Origin of the sequence: Lentzea sp. NPDC042327, assembly GCF_040647275.1 — a bacterium.
Taxonomy (GTDB): Bacteria; Actinomycetota; Actinomycetes; order Mycobacteriales; family Pseudonocardiaceae; genus Lentzea.
The window spans coordinates 222,895-237,770 of record NZ_JBEZBX010000004.1 but is presented as its reverse complement, the minus strand read 5'-3'; the positions used below and the strand labels follow the sequence as shown (position 1 = coordinate 237,770).

The following is a 14,876-nucleotide window of genomic DNA, read 5'->3' as shown; positions in this document are numbered from 1 at the left end:
CCCGGCCGCCCTGAGCGGTGGGGACGGGCAACGCTCGTTTCAGGGCACCAACAGCGCCTCCAGTGCCAACGCCGTGTCCGGGTGCTTGGCCAGCAAGGCCACGCCGGACGGAGCGGCCGCCTGCCAGGAGCCCGTGCAGCCCAGCAGGTCCGCCACCGCGTCGCAGGTCGCCGGGTGGGCGGCCAGCAGCGCCACGCCCCGGGGTGCGGACGTGCGCCGGGGCGCGGCGGGGGTCGGCTCGGCGAGCCAGGGCGGGGTCCAGGCGTCGAGGGCCGGGAGGCGGGCCGGGAAGAGGCGGGCGGCCTCGCGGATCAGGGTCGGGACGTGCTGCGCGCCCTTGGTGCGCAGGGTGGTGATGAGGCTGGGCAGCCACGGCAGGAGCAGGTGGTCGGGGAGGTGGGCGAAGGCGGTGGAGATGGTCTCCACCACGAAGTCCACCAGCGACGGGGCCGGTTCCAGGGCGTGGACGAAGCCGCTGAGGTAGCGGGGGTAGCTCGGCAGGGTCAGCGGGTTGGTGAGCAGGTCGTGGCACCGGGTGCGGAGGTCGGTGCGGGTCAGGCGGCCCAGCTGGACCTGGGCGGCCCACAGCAGTGCGACCTTAGCGGGTTCCTCCGGGTGGGACTGGGCGACGGCCAGCTCCAGCTGGGTGCGGTCGCAGCCCAGCGACAGCGCCAGCGACTCCATGCTGAACAGGAAGCCCAGGGTGGCGGCGACCTGGTCGACGGTGGCGTCCTCCTCGGTGAACGCGGTCGGCAGCAGCGTGCAGTAGTGGGCGTAGCCGGTGCGGACGAACGACTCGATCCACGGCGGCAGGGCCGGGTCGTTGGTGCGGTAGTAGGCGAGCAGGCGGCGGGCGCGGCGCAGGACCTCGGGGGCGCTGTCGACCGTGCGCTCGCCGGCCAGGACCTCCAGGGCGCGGGTGCCCAGCTCGGCGGCCAGGCGCGGGCTGTGCAGGTAGCGGATGGCGTCCTCGACGGCTTCGAGGACGCGGGCCGTCGTGGCCTGCGGGTCGTGGGCGGCGCGGCGCAGGCGTTGCTCCACCACCTGTTCGACGCTCACGCCCTCGTAGCCGAGCTCGATCAGCGAGCGCTGGTGGGTGCCGAGGGCGAGGTCCCAGGACTCCTGGATCGGGCGTTCACCGAGGCTGCGCTCGCCCATGATCGGGCGGGCGGCGCCGTGCGGCATCAGGTAACGCAGCATCCACAGCAGATCGGAGCACGCTTCGAGCTCCGGCCGGCCGGCGATGTCGAGCAGGGCCCGCTGCACGCCGCGCTGACCCAGCTTGAGGTCGAGCGGCGCGAGCCGGTCGTGCACGTCGCGGGCCAGCGGCGGCAGCGCGTCGTAGCCGACCTGGCCGATCCGGTCGCCGCCCATCATGATCTCGACGATGCGGCGCACGTCGCGGCGGCCGGGCACGACGTCCTTCTCGATGCACGTGACCGCCGCGTCCTGGAAGTCGTACGGCGTGGGCCGGGCCCGGTCGCGCATCCCGGCCAGCAGGATCGACGTCTCGAACACGGCGATCGCGTCGGCGGTGGAGGACAGGTAGCCGTTGCGGCGGGCCGCGCGGACCACCTCCACCGACCAGCCCAGCAGCTCGGCCTCGTCCAGCCGGTCGAGGACCGGCGGGCGCTGCAGGAAGCCGGAGAGCTGGTCGGCCGCCGCCAGCTCGGCCACCGGCTCCGGCAGCGGTTTCCTCGGCTTCTTCGCGCCGGCCTGACCCTCCAGCGCGAACGGCTTCACCTTGGTGCGCTTGAGGTTCTTCGCCCACTCGGTGGCCGCGATCGACACCGAGCCCGACGCGAGGCCGAACTGCGCCTCGATCGCGGCGTGGCTGGACGGGATCAGGCCGTACTGCCACCTGCTCGCGCTGCGCGGGCTGATCTCGAAGTCGCCGGAGCCCTCGACGCCGAACTCCGCGACGTGGCTCGCCGCGTGGAAGGCACCGCAGACGTACAGGCAGTCTGCCGGGTCCGCGCCGCTGGCGGCCAGGTGCTCGCGCATCCGGGTCCACATGTAGCGCTCGCGGTCCTCGTCCACGGTGACCCGGTGCGGGTCGCCGGGTGCGAGCCGCCGGAAGAGGCTGCCGATCAGGAACATCACCTGGCGGTAGGTGTCGTGGTCGCTGCCGCCCAGCGGCTGCTCGACGTACTGGTGCCACCACTCCGACCAGTGCCGCACCTTGCCGTGGTGCAGCAGGTGCTCCTCCAGCTCGGCGAACCGCGGGCGCAGGTCGCCGATCTCCACGCCCACGGCGTCGCCGTGCAGCGCTTCCTCGTCGGCCGGCCCCGCTTCCGGTGCCTGCCACTGGAACACGTGGTCGGACGACCGGTCGACCAGCACCAGCTCGACGCCGGGGGTGTCGAGCGCGTACGAGATCGCCTGGTACTCCGCGGACGCCTCGGTGATCGGCGCGACCACCGACAGCGGTGCCCACTCCGCCGGGAAGCCCTCGACCTCGCTCGCGAACGCCTGCACCGCGACGGGCAGGCGGCAGTTGCGCAGCTCCGTCAGCAACGGCGCCATGTCCTCGCACAGCTCCAGGTACACGACCTTCGGCTGCTTCTCCCGCAGCCGCCGCGCCATCGCCACGGCCGAGGCAGGGGAGTGGTGGCACACCGGGAAGATCTCCAGCGGCTCCCGCACGGCGCGGTCGACGTCGTCGACCATGCCGCGCAGGATGCCCTCCAGCGCGCCGGGCCCGTCGGCGAACTCCGTCGCCGCCTCGTGCAGCTGCGTGCGCAGCGCCTCGAAGACCCCGGCGGTGGTGCCCTTTGCGGGCGCGCTGGTCGTGGAGGGGCTGGTGGACGTGTGGGCTGCTCTGGTGGTGGCCGGGGCGTTGTCTGCAGTGGGGCTGGTGAGCGTGCGCTCCGCCCTGGCGGTCACCGGCGCGTTGTCTGCAGTGGGGCTGGCGGACGTGCGTGCCGCTCCGGCGGTGGCCGGGGCATTGTCCGCAGTTGGGTTGGTGAGCGTGCGCTCCGCCCTGTCGGTGGCCGGGGCGTTGGCCGGGGTGGGGCTGGAGGACGTGCGGGCCGCCCTGACGGTCGCTGGCGCGTTGTCCCCGGCGGGGTTGGCGGGCGTGCGGGCCGCTCCGGCGGTGGCCCGCGCGTTATCCGCGGTGGGGCTGGTGAGCGTGCGCTCCGCGGTAGCGCTGACGGGCGCGTGGTCCGGGCTGCCGCTCGCCGGTGCGGGGCGGGGGAGAGCGCTGGCCGCGGCGGGACCGGTGGACGCGCTGTCCGTTGCTGGGCCCGCAGGTGGGGTGTCCGGCCCGGGCGTGGGGGCGCCGCTCACGAGAGCGTGGCGATCGTGTCGCGGCCGCCGGTCAGGAACTCGGGCCAGTGCCCGCCCTCGTCCTTGCTGCGCGGCTCGACGACACCGTGCAGGTACTTGTTCATGATCGCCAGGTCCTCCGGTGCCCGCCGGGAGAGCGAGCCGACCAGCGACGCCCCCAGCGTGTGCGCGGTGAGCGCGCGCTCGCCGAAGAAGTTGCTGTGCAGGATCGCGTCTTCCAGCACACCGATCTGCTCGGCCGTGGACAGGGCGGACTCGAGCTTCTCGTCCTCGCTGGCTGCTGAGGCGGAGGCGGCGCGCAGGTCGGCGAAGCTGCGCAGCAGCACGTCGAGCAGCGTGGGCGGCACGTCCAGCTCGATCTGGTGGCGGTGCAGCAGCTCCTCTGTGCGGAAGCGGACGATCTCGGTCTCGCTCTTCTTGTTCGTCACCACCGGGATGCGCACGAAGTTGAACCGGCGCTTCAACGCCGACGACAGGTCGTTGACGCCCCGGTCGCGGCTGTTCGCGGTGGCGATGATCGAGAAGCCGGGCTTGGCGAACACGATGTTCTCGCCGCCGGCGCTGTCGAGCTCCGGCACCGAGATGTACTTCTCCGACAGGATCGAGATGAGAGCGTCCTGCACGTCGCTGGTCGAGCGGGTGAGCTCCTCGAACCGGCCGATCGTGCCGGTCTCCATCGCCGTCATGATCGGCGACGGGATCATCGACTGCCGCGACTGCCCCTTCGCGATCACCATCGACACGTTCCACGAGTACTTGATGTGGTCCTCGGTCGTGCCCGCCGTGCCCTGCACGACCTGGGTGGAGTTGCGCGAGATCGCGGCGGCCAGCAGCTCGGCCAGCCAGCTCTTGCCGGTGCCGGGGTCGCCGATCAGCAGCAGACCGCGGTCGGAGGCGAGCGTGACGATGGCCCGCTCCACGATGCTGCGGTCGCCGAACCACTTCTGGGCCACCTCGCGGTCGAGGCCGTCGGACCGCTCGGCACCGAGCACGAACAGCCGGATCATCTTGGGCGACAACCGCCACGCGAACGGCTTGGGGTTCGCGTCGATCGACTCGAGCCAGTCGAGCTCCTCGGCGTACTTGATCTCGGCGGGGGCGCGCAACAGGTCGGACATGGTGATGTGGTGCCTTTCAGAAGGTCAGGAAGGTCTTGAGTTCGTGGACGAGCTTGCGGACGTGGCCCGAGATCACCGGGGTGCCGAGGTCCTTGAAGCGTTCGCGGAACCACGGGTTCACGCTGCCGCGGCCGGAGCTCGTGACGGAGCCGACCGGGATGAACTTCGCGCCGGAGCGGTGGATGGCCGCCATGTTGTCGAAGAGCTGCTCGATGCGGGTCTCGTAGAAGTCGGAGATCCAGACCACCACGGTGTTCGCCGGCTCGGCGATCTTCGCCTGCGCCAGCGCCATGGCGACCATGCCGTCGTTGCCGCCGCCCAGGTTCGTGCGCAGCAGCGTCTCGAACGGGTCACCCACCCACGGCGTGAGGTCCAGCGCCTGGGTGTCGTACGCGATGAGGTGCACGTCCACCTTGGGCAGCCCGGCGAAGATCGACGCCAGGATCGCGCAGTTGACCATGGAGTCGACCATCGAACCGGACTGGTCGACCACCGCGATCAACCGCTGCGGCGTGGTCTTGCGCGCCGTCTGCCGGTAGTAGAGGCGGTCGACGTAGAGCCGTTCCTCCTCCGGGCTCCAGTTCGTCAGGTTCTTCCAGATGGTGCGGTCGAGGTCGAGGTTGCGGAACACCCGCTTGGGCGGCACCGACCGGTCGATCCTGCCGACCGAGGCCTTCTCGACCTCGGTGCGCAGCACCTCGGCGACCTCGTCGACGTACCGGCGGATCAGCGACTTGGCGTTGGCCAGCGCGACCCCGGACAGGTTGTTCTTGTCCCGCAGCAGCTGCTCGATCAGCGACATGCTCGGCGTCAGCTGGGCGGCCAGCGCCGGGTCGGCGAGCACCTCGCGCAGGTGCATGCGCTTCACCAGGTCCGCTTCGAGCGCACCCAGCTCGGGCCCGATGCCGGGCAGCAGCGTGCTCAGGTCCGGTGTCGGCGCGCCGCCGCTGGTGCCGTGGCCGCTGCGGCCACCGCGCAGCTCACCAGGCCGGCAGCCCAGAGCGCGTTCCAGCCAGCCGGCGTCGGACTGCCAGCGGGCCAGCTGCCCGGCCGTGACCGTGCCGGAGCCGGTGCCGAAGACGTTCAGCAGCACCTTCGACACCAGGGCCGCGCGGCGCACCTCGGCCGCGGAGTCCCTTTCCTCGTCGGGGGAGCGGGCCATCAGCCCGTCGAACTCCGCCTCCAGGCCGGGGTGGCGCTGCACCACGTTGTCGACACCGGTGTGCGGGTCCAGCAGTGCGGGCGGCAGGCCGACGTCCTGCAGCACGGCGAGGCTCGCGGCCTCCAGCGAGGACTGCTCCTCGTGGTCGAACAGGCGCGACAGCAACCGCCAGTACAGGACCTGCCTGCGGTTCTCGTCGTTCGCCGACGTGGTCTCGTCGGTCATTTGCGCAGCAGCCTTCCAGCGCGCTCGCGCAACACGGCCACGGCGTCCGTGGCGGCCTTCTCCGCCTTGACCCCGGCCTTGTCGGTGCCCGCGCCACCGGCCCACGCACCCGCGTGCAGCGCCACGGACTTCTTGCGCGCCACCGTGAGCACGGCCAGCGGCTGCACGCGGAACGCCCCGTCGTCCCAGCGCACCAGGCCGATGCACTCAGCGGAGGCGGCCACCGCCTCCGGCGTCAGCGGCCCGGCCGCCGGGATGCGGTCGGCGTCCACCGCGACCTGCTGCCCGGACACGACGAACGCCAACGGGTCGGGCTCCACGCCGTACCCCTCCAGGAACACCGGCGCGGCGATGCGGGCCGGGTGCCGGTCCAGCGCCGCCGTCGGCAGCGCGGCCGCGGTCGGCAGGACCACCCGCGCGGTCGTGAACGGGTCTGCGGCCTCGGCCGGCCGTGCGCACGACTCGACCCACAGCAGGTCGCCCTCACCGGTCATCGGCATGTCGGTCAGCTCCACCGCCCTGCCCTCGCTCACCGCGGTCAGCAGGCTCAGGTGCGGCCGCAGCAGCTGCCAGATCCCCGCGCCCACCACGGTGTCCGGCTTCGGCGCGGACACGCTGGCCCGCACCAGCACCGGCACTCCGCCGTCCGCGGGCTCCAGCACCGCGTGCACCTGCGCCTGCGCGGCCGTGGCGTGCTCCTGCAGGTCCACCCCGAGCGGCAGCAGGCGGCCGCTCACCGTCGTCGTCCCCGTCCGCAGCGCGCCGGGCAACGTCAGCAGCATCGCCCGCGACCACAGGTCTCCCCAGCGCCGCGCGGGAACCCGCTCCAGCGCCGAGCCGGGGCAGGACGCCGCCAGCTCCGCCGCGAACCCGTCCAGCAGCGCGGCCAGCCTGCGCAGCTCCGGCACCGGCAGCAACGCCGACACCACCGGCGCGGCACCGGCGACGAGGTCGTGGTCGATGCCCTGCCACCCGGCCCGCGCGAGGTCGGACAGCCAGGACCGCGCCGCCAGCAACAGGTTCACCGGCACCTCGGCGGTGCCCGCGGGAACCAACTCCTCCGCACGAGCCCGCCCGGTCGCCTGGTCGAGCCGGTGCACCACCGCGTCGTGCACCGAGCCGAGCAGCGCGACCCGTGCCGCGGCAAGGGACACGAAGTGGTCCTCGCCCGCCGCACCGGCCGCGACCTTCTCGGCCGCCTCCGCCACCCGCTCCGCCAGCGGCGATCCCGCCACGGCCTCGGCCAGCGCGGTCACCCCGGCCACCTGGGCGGCCTGCGGGCGCAGCAACCCCGCCGCCAGCGCCTGGTCGGCACCGGCCACGGCCGCCAGCGCCTCGTCGAGGCCCTCGACCTCGTCCGCCAACAGGTCGGCACGCATCACACCACCGCCCTGGTCGGCGGGAACCACTGCATCTCCGGCAACGGCGCCGTCGTCGGCGACAGCTCCAAATAGGCCAGATGACGCAGGAACCGGCTGAACACCTGGGCCGCCGCGGCACTGTCCCCCTGGGACGGTCCGGCCGCCCGCATGTTCGCGGCGATCTGGTGGCCGTCCTCGCCCTCGACGCGCAGGTACCGCGCGACCCGCTCGGCTCCGTACTGCAGCACGGCCTCGCCGATCAGCCCGAGGACGTGGTTGCAGAACCCGCCCCGCGCCCCACCACACGGCCGATTGTTGTTGGTGCTGCAGGAGAAGTCGTACGAGCCGGCCGCGACCGACGACACGTACACCCGCTCGACGTCCGAGCCGCTGGAGACCACGCCCTGCAGCCGCCCGTCCGCCAGTTCGACGAACGGGACCTTGGCCAGCTTGCGCGGCCGCGCGGGCCACAGCACCCGCGCCGTGCTCGAACTTTCCCAACCTGACAACGCGTCATCTCCTCACCCCGGGGCCCGATCCGACCGGTCCGGCCCGACAGGGGAGACGTTAGCGACGACCACTGACAATTTCTGACGATCACCACAACCTTGCAGGTGGTGAGCACATCACCACGCTGGGTGGGCGGTCGGGGAGGGGCTCAGCGGCACCAGGACTGGACGGTTTCGGCGAAGTCCGGGAACTCCGCCCGCGCCGCCGCCAGCACCTCGGCGGGCGTGCGCGGTGCGGTGCCGGAGTGCTGTTCGGCCACCGCGCGCAGCTCCGGGTGCGGCACGCCGGTGTCCGTGCCGAACTCGACCGCCTCCTGCGGTCCGACGCCGCCGGCCAGCAGCCACAGGAACGAGCCCAGGTCCGTGGCGACCACGCCGACCTCGCCCTCGGAACCGAAGAACGCCACCGGTTGCTCGGTCAGCGGTCGGCCGGGTCGCACGAGCCAGCTGGTGACCAGGCCGCCGGTGCCGTCCTGCGCGAACACCCGGAATGCGGCGCCGTCGAGCTCGTCGTTGCCCGTCCAGGCGCGGATCCAGTCGGTGGTCTCGTCGGCGGGGTCGAACTCGTCGTAGGGCTCGTAGTCGATGTTCGTCGGCGCCGGCTCCTCGTCGTGGCTCCAGGGGAACTCGATTCCCGACAGGGCGACGAGGGCGGGCGGGAACGTTCTGTCGGTGATCTCCACGCGCGCACGGTACTTCTTCAGGCCGCACCGGCCAGCACGGCCCTGATCGCGTCGCGCAGCAGGTCGTCGTCGCGGATGCCGCACCGCCGGTCGGGCCGTCCCGGCCGGGTGTCCTGCTCCAGCAGCTCGCGCAGCACCGGCACCGCGGGCTCCGCGAGCGGACCGAGTTCGGCCAGCCGGCCGATGCACTCGATCAAGTACCGGCCGAACGGTCCGCCGGTGGTGAGCGCCCGCCACACCGCCATGGCCGCGCCGGTGGCGTCGGCCGGGTCGCCGGTGATGCGCCACAGGGTGCGCAGCCGGCGTGCGTCGTCCCATCCGGAGGTGCGGGTGGTGCGCAGCACGGCGGCCAGATCGGCTGCCGCGGGGCCGAGCTCCGCCAGGACGTCGAGGTGCCGGACGAGTGTGGGGTCGTCGGCGCGGAGGCGGTCGAGGAGGAGCTCGGTGTCGCCGGTCGCGCGCCAGTACCGCACGGCCGACCTGACCGGCGCGTCTGGTTCGGGCCGTTCGCAGATGTCGCTCAGCCCGAACGAGACCAGCGCGTCGAGAGCCCACTCCTCGACGTCCGTGCCGATTTGGGCGGTGACCTCCGGTGCCGCCTCCACGGCGTCGGGGCCCCAGTGTGCGAGCACGAGGAGGTAGTCGCGCCGTTCCGCGAAGTCGTCTGCCTCGGCAAGGCGGCGGCGCAGCAGCGGCAGCAGCGTCGCGGCGAAGGGCCGCAGCGGGCGCAACAACCGGCGGAGGTCGTGGTCCACCGGGCCGTGGTCGAGCAGATCTGCCACCAGGGCAACGGATTCCGGCGCTCCGGCCAGCGCCAGCACGGCCGCCTTGCGCACCGCGGGCACCTCGTCCCGGGCCGCGGCGACGAGGTCTGGATGCCACGGTTCGGCGGCGCGGCCGGTGGCGCCGAGCACCTCGGCTGCCTGCTCGCGTCGAGCCGGGTCCGGATCGGACAGCCGTTCCGCGACGAGCGGCAGCAGGGTGGCGGCCGGGGAGCGCCAGCGGCTCAGCACGTCCCAGGCCGCGGTCAAAGCCTGCTCGTGGCCGAGGCGCAGCAGTGCCGCGGCCAGACGGGTCCGGCCGTCCCGGTCGTCGTCGAGCACGTCGGCGGTCCACCGCACCAGCCGGGCGATCGGTCGGCGCGCGGCCCAAACGTGGTGCCACAGCAAGGGATCGGCCGTCGGCAGGTAGGCGATGGCCTCATCGACGTGCCGTGGGTCGCGTCCGCCGAGACCGGACCTGCGGTGGGCCATCGCACCGGCGAAGCGGTGCACCGCGTCGGGGTGCGAGCGGAGGTCCGAGAGCCAGTCGACGACCGGCGCCGGCCACTCGGTGGCCATGTCGCGCAACAACTCCGCTGCCGCGCACACGAACCCGACCCGAGCGGCCTCGTCGGTGTCGCGGTGCCAGCCGTTCACCAGCGCGGGCAGCACCAGGCAGGCGTGCTCGTGCGCCTGGGCGAGGGGGAACGCGACCCGCCGGCGGACCACCGGGTCGGGGTCGGTGATCAGGTCGAGCAACCGCGGGACGGCCGCCGCCCACGCCGCCGGCCAGGTCGGTGTGACGTACCGGGGTTCCGCCGTCCGCCCGGCCTCCGCCAACCGGCCGACGAGGTCGACCACGGCGGCACGGTGCCCGACCGCCGGATCGGCGGCACAGCGCAGAAGTGCCGGCAGCACCGGGGGCGCGGCGGACAGGACGCAGCCGCCCTGGTGGGAGATCCTGTTGTCCAGCTCGCCGAACGCGCGGGCGTCGGTGGCGGCGGCGCGCAGCAGGGCGGGAACGTCCTCCGCGGTGCCGTAGTGGTGGTGCAGCCGGTCCCACGCGACGGCGGGAACGAGGTCCTGGGACATCCAGGCGACTTCTTTTCGGATCAGAACCGACGAGGTGCCCGAACCCTACGTCATCGCCAGTACGCCGCGCAGGTGTTAGGACGTGCTGACAGCCGCGTTCCGCCGGAGCGGGCCGCGGTAGGTCACGGCGAGCACCCCGAGCGCGCCCGCCCACGCCGCGAGGGTCGCGCCCCAGCTCGGCTGCCAGCCGACCTCGCCGAGCCGCAACGCCCAGCTGGTGCCGAAGAGCAGGAGCACGAAGGCGATCCCGACGTCGCGCGCGGACGTGTGCTCGGCCGGCTCGGCGAAGATCCGGTCGAGCCACTGGGCGGCGGCGACGGCGATGCCGAGCAGCAGACCGGCGGTGATCAGGTGCCACGCGAGCGCGGCTGCGGTGGTGCTGCCGCTCAGGACGTGCAGCAGGTCGAGGCAGGCCGCCACCACGAGCAGGACCAGTGGCAGCGCGGCCATCCGGCGCAGGGGCCTGGACGAGGGCATGGTCGGAACTTCCTTTCCCGGGGACGCGTCTGTACCCCGGAGAAGGCCGGTTAAACCTGGTTCGGTCAGCCCAGTGCGGGTGAGGCCAGTGCGGCGGACCGCTGCAGCACCCCGTGGCCGCCCACCCAGCCGGCCACCGCGACGGCGCGCAGCCCTGCGTCGCCCTCGCTGAGCTGGCCGTGCGGGCCGAGGACGTCGGCGGGCGCGTCACCCTCGTGCCAGCGCACCGGCACCCGGTCGTGGCTCTGCAGCAGACCGGCGAGACCGCTGGTCAGCTTGGCCCGGCCGATGTGCACCCAGCGGCTGGGGAACACGTCGAGCACCTCGGCGAGCGACCTGCCGATCTCGGGCACGATCGTCACGCCGTTGGCCAGCGCGTACTCCACGAGCTCGCGCAGCTCGTGCTGGTTGCCGTCCGGGCGCAGGTGCAGGACGTTGAGCTTGTAGGCGGCCATCCGGTCGATGGTCGCGCGCATCTCGGCGGCCGGCAGCAGCGGGCTGGTCACGCCGCGCCACGCGAACGCGGGGGAGTCCTGCACGTCGGCGGCGCGCACGGTGCCGTCCGGGGTCATCAGCTGGCGGAACGACTGCACGCCGTGCCGCAGACCGGCCTGGGCCCGCGCCCGCAGCATCACGGCGCTCGGGCTGACCAGCAGCGCGTAGCCCTCGGGGCCGAGTCCGCGCAGTGCCGGGTCGAGCGTCACCATGAGCCTGCCGTCGGGCGACTCGGCCAGCGTGTGGCCGGTGTGGCGGAAGATGTGCTCGCGCAGCATCGCGGCCGCCGTGCGGGCCTGACCGGTCACCCTGATCGTGACGTCCTCGGTCAGTGCGAACGCACCCGTGCGACGGGGTGCGTTCGAGGGCATGGGGACGATCACCGCGTTCCTCTCCGGCGGACTGCCTGCACCCGCTCAACGCGGCACGGCTCAGGTGAGTTCCACGTGACCCGGCAGCCGCACGGTGGTGCCTCGACCAGGTGCGGCGGTCACGTCGACGGAACCGCGGTGCACCTCTTCCAGTGTGCGCACGGCAGGCCCTCGCGGCGATGCCCACGGTGGTGTCGGTGATCGAGATCACCCGCTCGGCGGCCCCCTGAGCGGCGGGGGCTGACTGATCTCCGGGGTCGACGTCGAGGCGCCGCCGGGTGAACCGGTGTCGGCACTGGTGGCGGCGGCCCGGCAGGAGGTTGCGCGACCACCGGATGATCAACGTCATCCTCAGGTCGTACGCCCGGCAGCGACCGCGGGGTGACGCGGGACGATCTGTCCGGAAAGCACTGTCTGTTCCGTGCAGACGGCAACGGCGGCCCTTCCCCGCTCACTGGCACCCGCTCCCGAGGCGGAGGTGCTGCGCTGGACCGGCACCGGCGGTGCGGTGCTCCTGACCGGCGGGGCGTGGGCGGTCACGGCGGGAGCGGGCGCCGCCGGGCTGGCCGCCGCCATCGCGGGCGCGGGGCTGGTCGTGCTGGCGTGGGTGCTGCTCGGCCGCACGAAGCGCCCGGCCACGTGGCTGCGCCGCACGCTCGCGTGGTGGTGTGCCCCGTTGGTGCCGGCACCGCCGCTGTTCAGCCTTGATGTGTACAGCTACCTCGCGCAGGGGGAGGTGGCCGCCCGCGGGTTCGACCCGAACGTCGTCAGCCCCGCGGCCGGTGCGAGCGCCGAGGCCGTCGCACGGGTCAGCGGCCACTGGCGGGAGACGCCGTCTCCGTACGGGCCGCTGTTCGGCACGGTCGAGCGCGGCATCGCCGAGATCACCGGCGGAGATCCGGTCGCGGGCATCGTCCTGCACCGGCTCGCCGCGGTGCTGGGCCTGCTGCTCGTCGTGTGGGCGGTGCCGCGGCTGGCCGCGCATGCGGGCGCGTCGCAGCGCACGGCGTTGTGGCTGGGCGTGCTGAACCCATTGGTGCTGTGGCACCTCATCGGCGGCATGCACAACGACGCCCTGATGCTCGGTCTCATGCTCGCGGGCACCGTGGTCGCGCTCGACGCACTCGACGACGCCCGCTGGTGGTCGGTCACGGCCGGGATCGTGCTCATCGCGCTCGGTGCGCAGGTCAAGCTGCCGGCACTGGCCGCGCTCGCGATCGTCGGCACGGCGCTGGCCCGCCGGTTCGGCGGCGGGCTGCTGAGGTTCACGCTCAGTGGTGCCGCCATGGTCGCCGCCGCCGTCCTGGTGTCCGTGGCGACCTCACTGGCCGGTCGGGCCGGATTCGGCTGGGTGCAGGCCCTCGGGACGCCGTCGAAGGTGCCCAGCTGGATGGCGCCGAGCAACTGGCCGGGCTTCCTGGCCGGTGCGGTGTCCGGTGCGGAGAGTGGTCAGGCGATGATCTCCGCGGGACGGGTCGCGGGGCTCGTGCTGGTCCTGTGCGGCGTCGCGGTGGTGCTGACGCGCCAGCTGCGCGGCGGGATCTCCGAGGTGAGGGCGCTGGGGCTGGTGATGGGCGTGATCGTGGTGCTGGGCCCGGTGGTGCAGCCGTGGTACCTGCTGTGGGCGGTGGTGCCGCTCGCGGCCGCGGGGTTGTGGCGGACCGGCCTCACCGCGGCCGTGACGGTGTTCGCCCTGCTCGTGCCGCCGCTGGCCGGGGACTTCACCGGCCGGGTGGGCGAGCTGGTGGTCGGCTACGGCGCCGGCCTCGCGCTCGTGGCCTGCGCGTTCCTCGTCCTGCGCCGCCTCGTCGCGAGCCGGGTGCCCGGTGCGCGGGGCTGACCTGGGCCGGTACGGCGCCGCGGCACTGGCCGGCGGCGCACTGGCGTCGAGCTTCCCGCCGCGCACCCTGTGGTGGCTGGCGGTGCCCGCGTTCCTCGTGCTGTGGCTGACCCTGCGGAACGGGCGTCCCGGCCGCCTGGGCTTCGTCTTCGGGCTGGCGTTCTTCCTGCCCCACCTGTGGTGGATCCAGCACTTCCTCGGCACCGAGTTCGGCCCGTGGCCGTGGCTCGTGCTCTCGGCGTTGATGGCGCTGTTCGTCTCGGCCGCGTTCGCGCTGTACCCGCTGGTCGCCCGGCTGCCGGGAGCACCGGTGTGGGCGGCGCTGCTGTTCGTGCTCCAGGAGACAGCGCGCGGGCTCATCCCGTTCAACGGCTTCCCGTGGGGCCGGGTCGCGTTCGGGCAGGTCGACGGGCCGTTCGGGCGGCTGGCGTCCCTCGGTGGCGCACCGCTGGTGACGTTCGCCGTGGTGGTGACCGGGTTCGGGCTGGGCGCATGGCTGCGCCGGCCGCGTGAGTGGCGCCGGTCGTGGGCGCTGCTGCCGGTGCTGGCCGCGCTGCTGGTCACCGTGCCCGTCGCCGCCGAGAACGGCACCCGCACCGTCGCCGTCGTGCAGGGCAACGCACCCGACATCGGCCTCGGCCTGCTCGACGCCGGCGCCGAGCTGCGCGCCAACCACCTGCGCAAGACCGCGGAGCTGGCCGCACGACCGGGACCGAAGCCCGACCTGGTGGTGTGGCCGGAGAGCGCGACCCGCACCGGCGACCGCGACCCGGTGCTCGACCGGATGGTCGACGACCTCGGCGTGCCGGTGCTCGTGAGCGCGTTGAAGAACGGCGAGAACTCGGTGATCGCGTGGCGTCCCGGCAGCGGCCGGGGGGAGTCCTACGCGAAGCAGGAGCTGGTGCCGTTCGCGGAGCACATCCCGCTGCGCCCGCTCGCCCGGCTGGTCACGCCGTTCGCCGACCAGCAGGACCTGAAGGCGGGCAGCGAACCCGGCCTGCTGGACGTCGCGGGCACCCGCGTGGGCGTCGGCATCTGCTACGAGGTGGCCTACGACTACGTGCTGCGCGAGTCCGCGGCCGAGGGCGCGCAGCTGCTGGTCGTGCCGACGAACAACGCCTGGTACGGCCGCGGCGAGATGACCTACCAGCAGCTCGGCATGGCCCGGCTGCGGGCGGTCGAGCACGGCCGTGCGGTCGTGGTCGCGGCCATCAGCGGCGTGAGCGCGGTCGTGCGCCCGGACGGCAGCGTCGTGCGGTCGACCGGGATGTTCACCGACGACCTGCTGGTGGACACCGTGCCGTTGCGCTCGTCGCTGACGATCGCCACCAGGTTCGGCGGCGCGTTGCACGTCGTCTTCACCGGTGCCGCTTTCGTGGCGTGTCTCGCCGGGCTGTGGCAGCGCCGTCGTCGACGCGGAGTGACCGAGGATCACCCGATGAGGTCGCCGTTGCCGGAAACCGGCGTCCCCTCCTGAGAAACGGGTACCTG

The 14,876-nt window shown here is 73.4% G+C and carries 11 protein-coding genes; 2 read left to right on the top strand and 9 right to left on the bottom strand.

All coding sequences use genetic code 11. The features are described 5' to 3' along the window. Positions 1-39: 39 nt before the first annotated feature. The 9 genes from AB0A63_RS12005 to AB0A63_RS11965 all read right to left on the bottom strand — a co-directional run bounded on the left by AB0A63_RS12005 (position 40) and on the right by AB0A63_RS11965 (position 11,545). On the bottom strand, positions 40-2,886 hold the full coding sequence (locus AB0A63_RS12005) for a hypothetical protein (protein WP_360388902.1): 2,847 nt from the start codon (positions 2,884-2,886) through the stop codon (positions 40-42). A 401-nt stretch (positions 2,887-3,287) separates the two neighbouring features. Then, entirely contained in the window at positions 3,288-4,409 is a 1,122-nt protein-coding gene (locus AB0A63_RS12000; RefSeq protein ID WP_360388900.1) for an AAA family ATPase, read from the bottom strand. Between the two features lie 16 nt (positions 4,410-4,425). Next, positions 4,426-5,796, bottom strand: coding sequence for a VWA domain-containing protein (locus AB0A63_RS11995; protein ID WP_360388897.1), 1,371 nt, complete (start codon positions 5,794-5,796; stop codon positions 4,426-4,428). After that, positions 5,793-7,175, bottom strand: coding sequence for a hypothetical protein (locus tag AB0A63_RS11990; protein WP_360388895.1), 1,383 nt, complete (start codon positions 7,173-7,175; stop codon positions 5,793-5,795). Before AB0A63_RS11990 ends, AB0A63_RS11995 begins: the two co-directional genes overlap by 4 nt. Next, positions 7,175-7,666, bottom strand: a complete 492-nt coding sequence (locus AB0A63_RS11985; RefSeq protein WP_360388893.1) for a hypothetical protein — start codon at positions 7,664-7,666, stop codon at positions 7,175-7,177. Before AB0A63_RS11985 ends, AB0A63_RS11990 begins: the two co-directional genes overlap by 1 nt. Positions 7,667-7,815: 149 nt before the next feature. Then, positions 7,816-8,349: an SMI1/KNR4 family protein gene (locus AB0A63_RS11980; protein WP_360388891.1), complete on the bottom strand. Its 534-nt coding sequence runs from the start codon at positions 8,347-8,349 to the stop codon at positions 7,816-7,818. A 17-nt stretch (positions 8,350-8,366) separates the two neighbouring features. Then, the gene (locus AB0A63_RS11975; protein WP_360388888.1) at positions 8,367-10,202 is read right to left on the bottom strand and encodes a HEAT repeat domain-containing protein; all 1,836 of its coding nucleotides are present in this window, start codon (positions 10,200-10,202) and stop codon (positions 8,367-8,369) included. Between the two features lie 75 nt (positions 10,203-10,277). Beyond that, entirely contained in the window at positions 10,278-10,679 is a 402-nt protein-coding gene (locus tag AB0A63_RS11970) for a hypothetical protein (protein ID WP_360388884.1), read from the bottom strand. A gap of 65 nt (positions 10,680-10,744) precedes the next feature. Continuing rightward, positions 10,745-11,545 carry a glycoside hydrolase family 20 zincin-like fold domain-containing protein gene (locus tag AB0A63_RS11965; RefSeq protein WP_360388878.1) on the bottom strand — a complete coding sequence of 267 codons (801 nt, stop codon included), beginning with the start codon at positions 11,543-11,545 and terminating at the stop codon, positions 10,745-10,747. Positions 11,546-11,966: 421 nt separating this feature from the next. On the opposite strand from AB0A63_RS11965, the gene mptB reads away from it, so the two are divergent. Beyond that, positions 11,967-13,385 carry a polyprenol phosphomannose-dependent alpha 1,6 mannosyltransferase MptB gene (mptB, locus tag AB0A63_RS11960; protein WP_360388875.1) on the top strand — a complete coding sequence of 473 codons (1,419 nt, stop codon included), beginning with the start codon at positions 11,967-11,969 and terminating at the stop codon, positions 13,383-13,385. Then, on the top strand, positions 13,372-14,862 hold the full coding sequence (lnt, locus tag AB0A63_RS11955) for an apolipoprotein N-acyltransferase (protein WP_360388872.1): 1,491 nt from the start codon (positions 13,372-13,374) through the stop codon (positions 14,860-14,862). The genes mptB and lnt overlap by 14 nt, the downstream gene beginning before the upstream one ends. Positions 14,863-14,876: the final 14 nt, after the last annotated feature.

What these genes read in the sequence shown, in the direction of transcription:
- AB0A63_RS11975 (WP_360388888.1), bottom strand. Translation starts at nt 10,202, where the DNA reads ATGTCCCAGGACCTCGTTCCCGCCGTCGCGTGGGACCGGCTGCACCAC.
- AB0A63_RS11965 (WP_360388878.1), bottom strand. Translation starts at nt 11,545, where the DNA reads ATGCCCTCGAACGCACCCCGTCGCACGGGTGCGTTCGCACTGACCGAG.
- AB0A63_RS12000 (WP_360388900.1), bottom strand. Translation starts at nt 4,409, where the DNA reads ATGTCCGACCTGTTGCGCGCCCCCGCCGAGATCAAGTACGCCGAGGAG.
- AB0A63_RS11970 (WP_360388884.1), bottom strand. Translation starts at nt 10,679, where the DNA reads ATGCCCTCGTCCAGGCCCCTGCGCCGGATGGCCGCGCTGCCACTGGTC.
- AB0A63_RS11995 (WP_360388897.1), bottom strand. Translation starts at nt 5,796, where the DNA reads ATGACCGACGAGACCACGTCGGCGAACGACGAGAACCGCAGGCAGGTC.
- AB0A63_RS11990 (WP_360388895.1), bottom strand. Translation starts at nt 7,175, where the DNA reads ATGCGTGCCGACCTGTTGGCGGACGAGGTCGAGGGCCTCGACGAGGCG.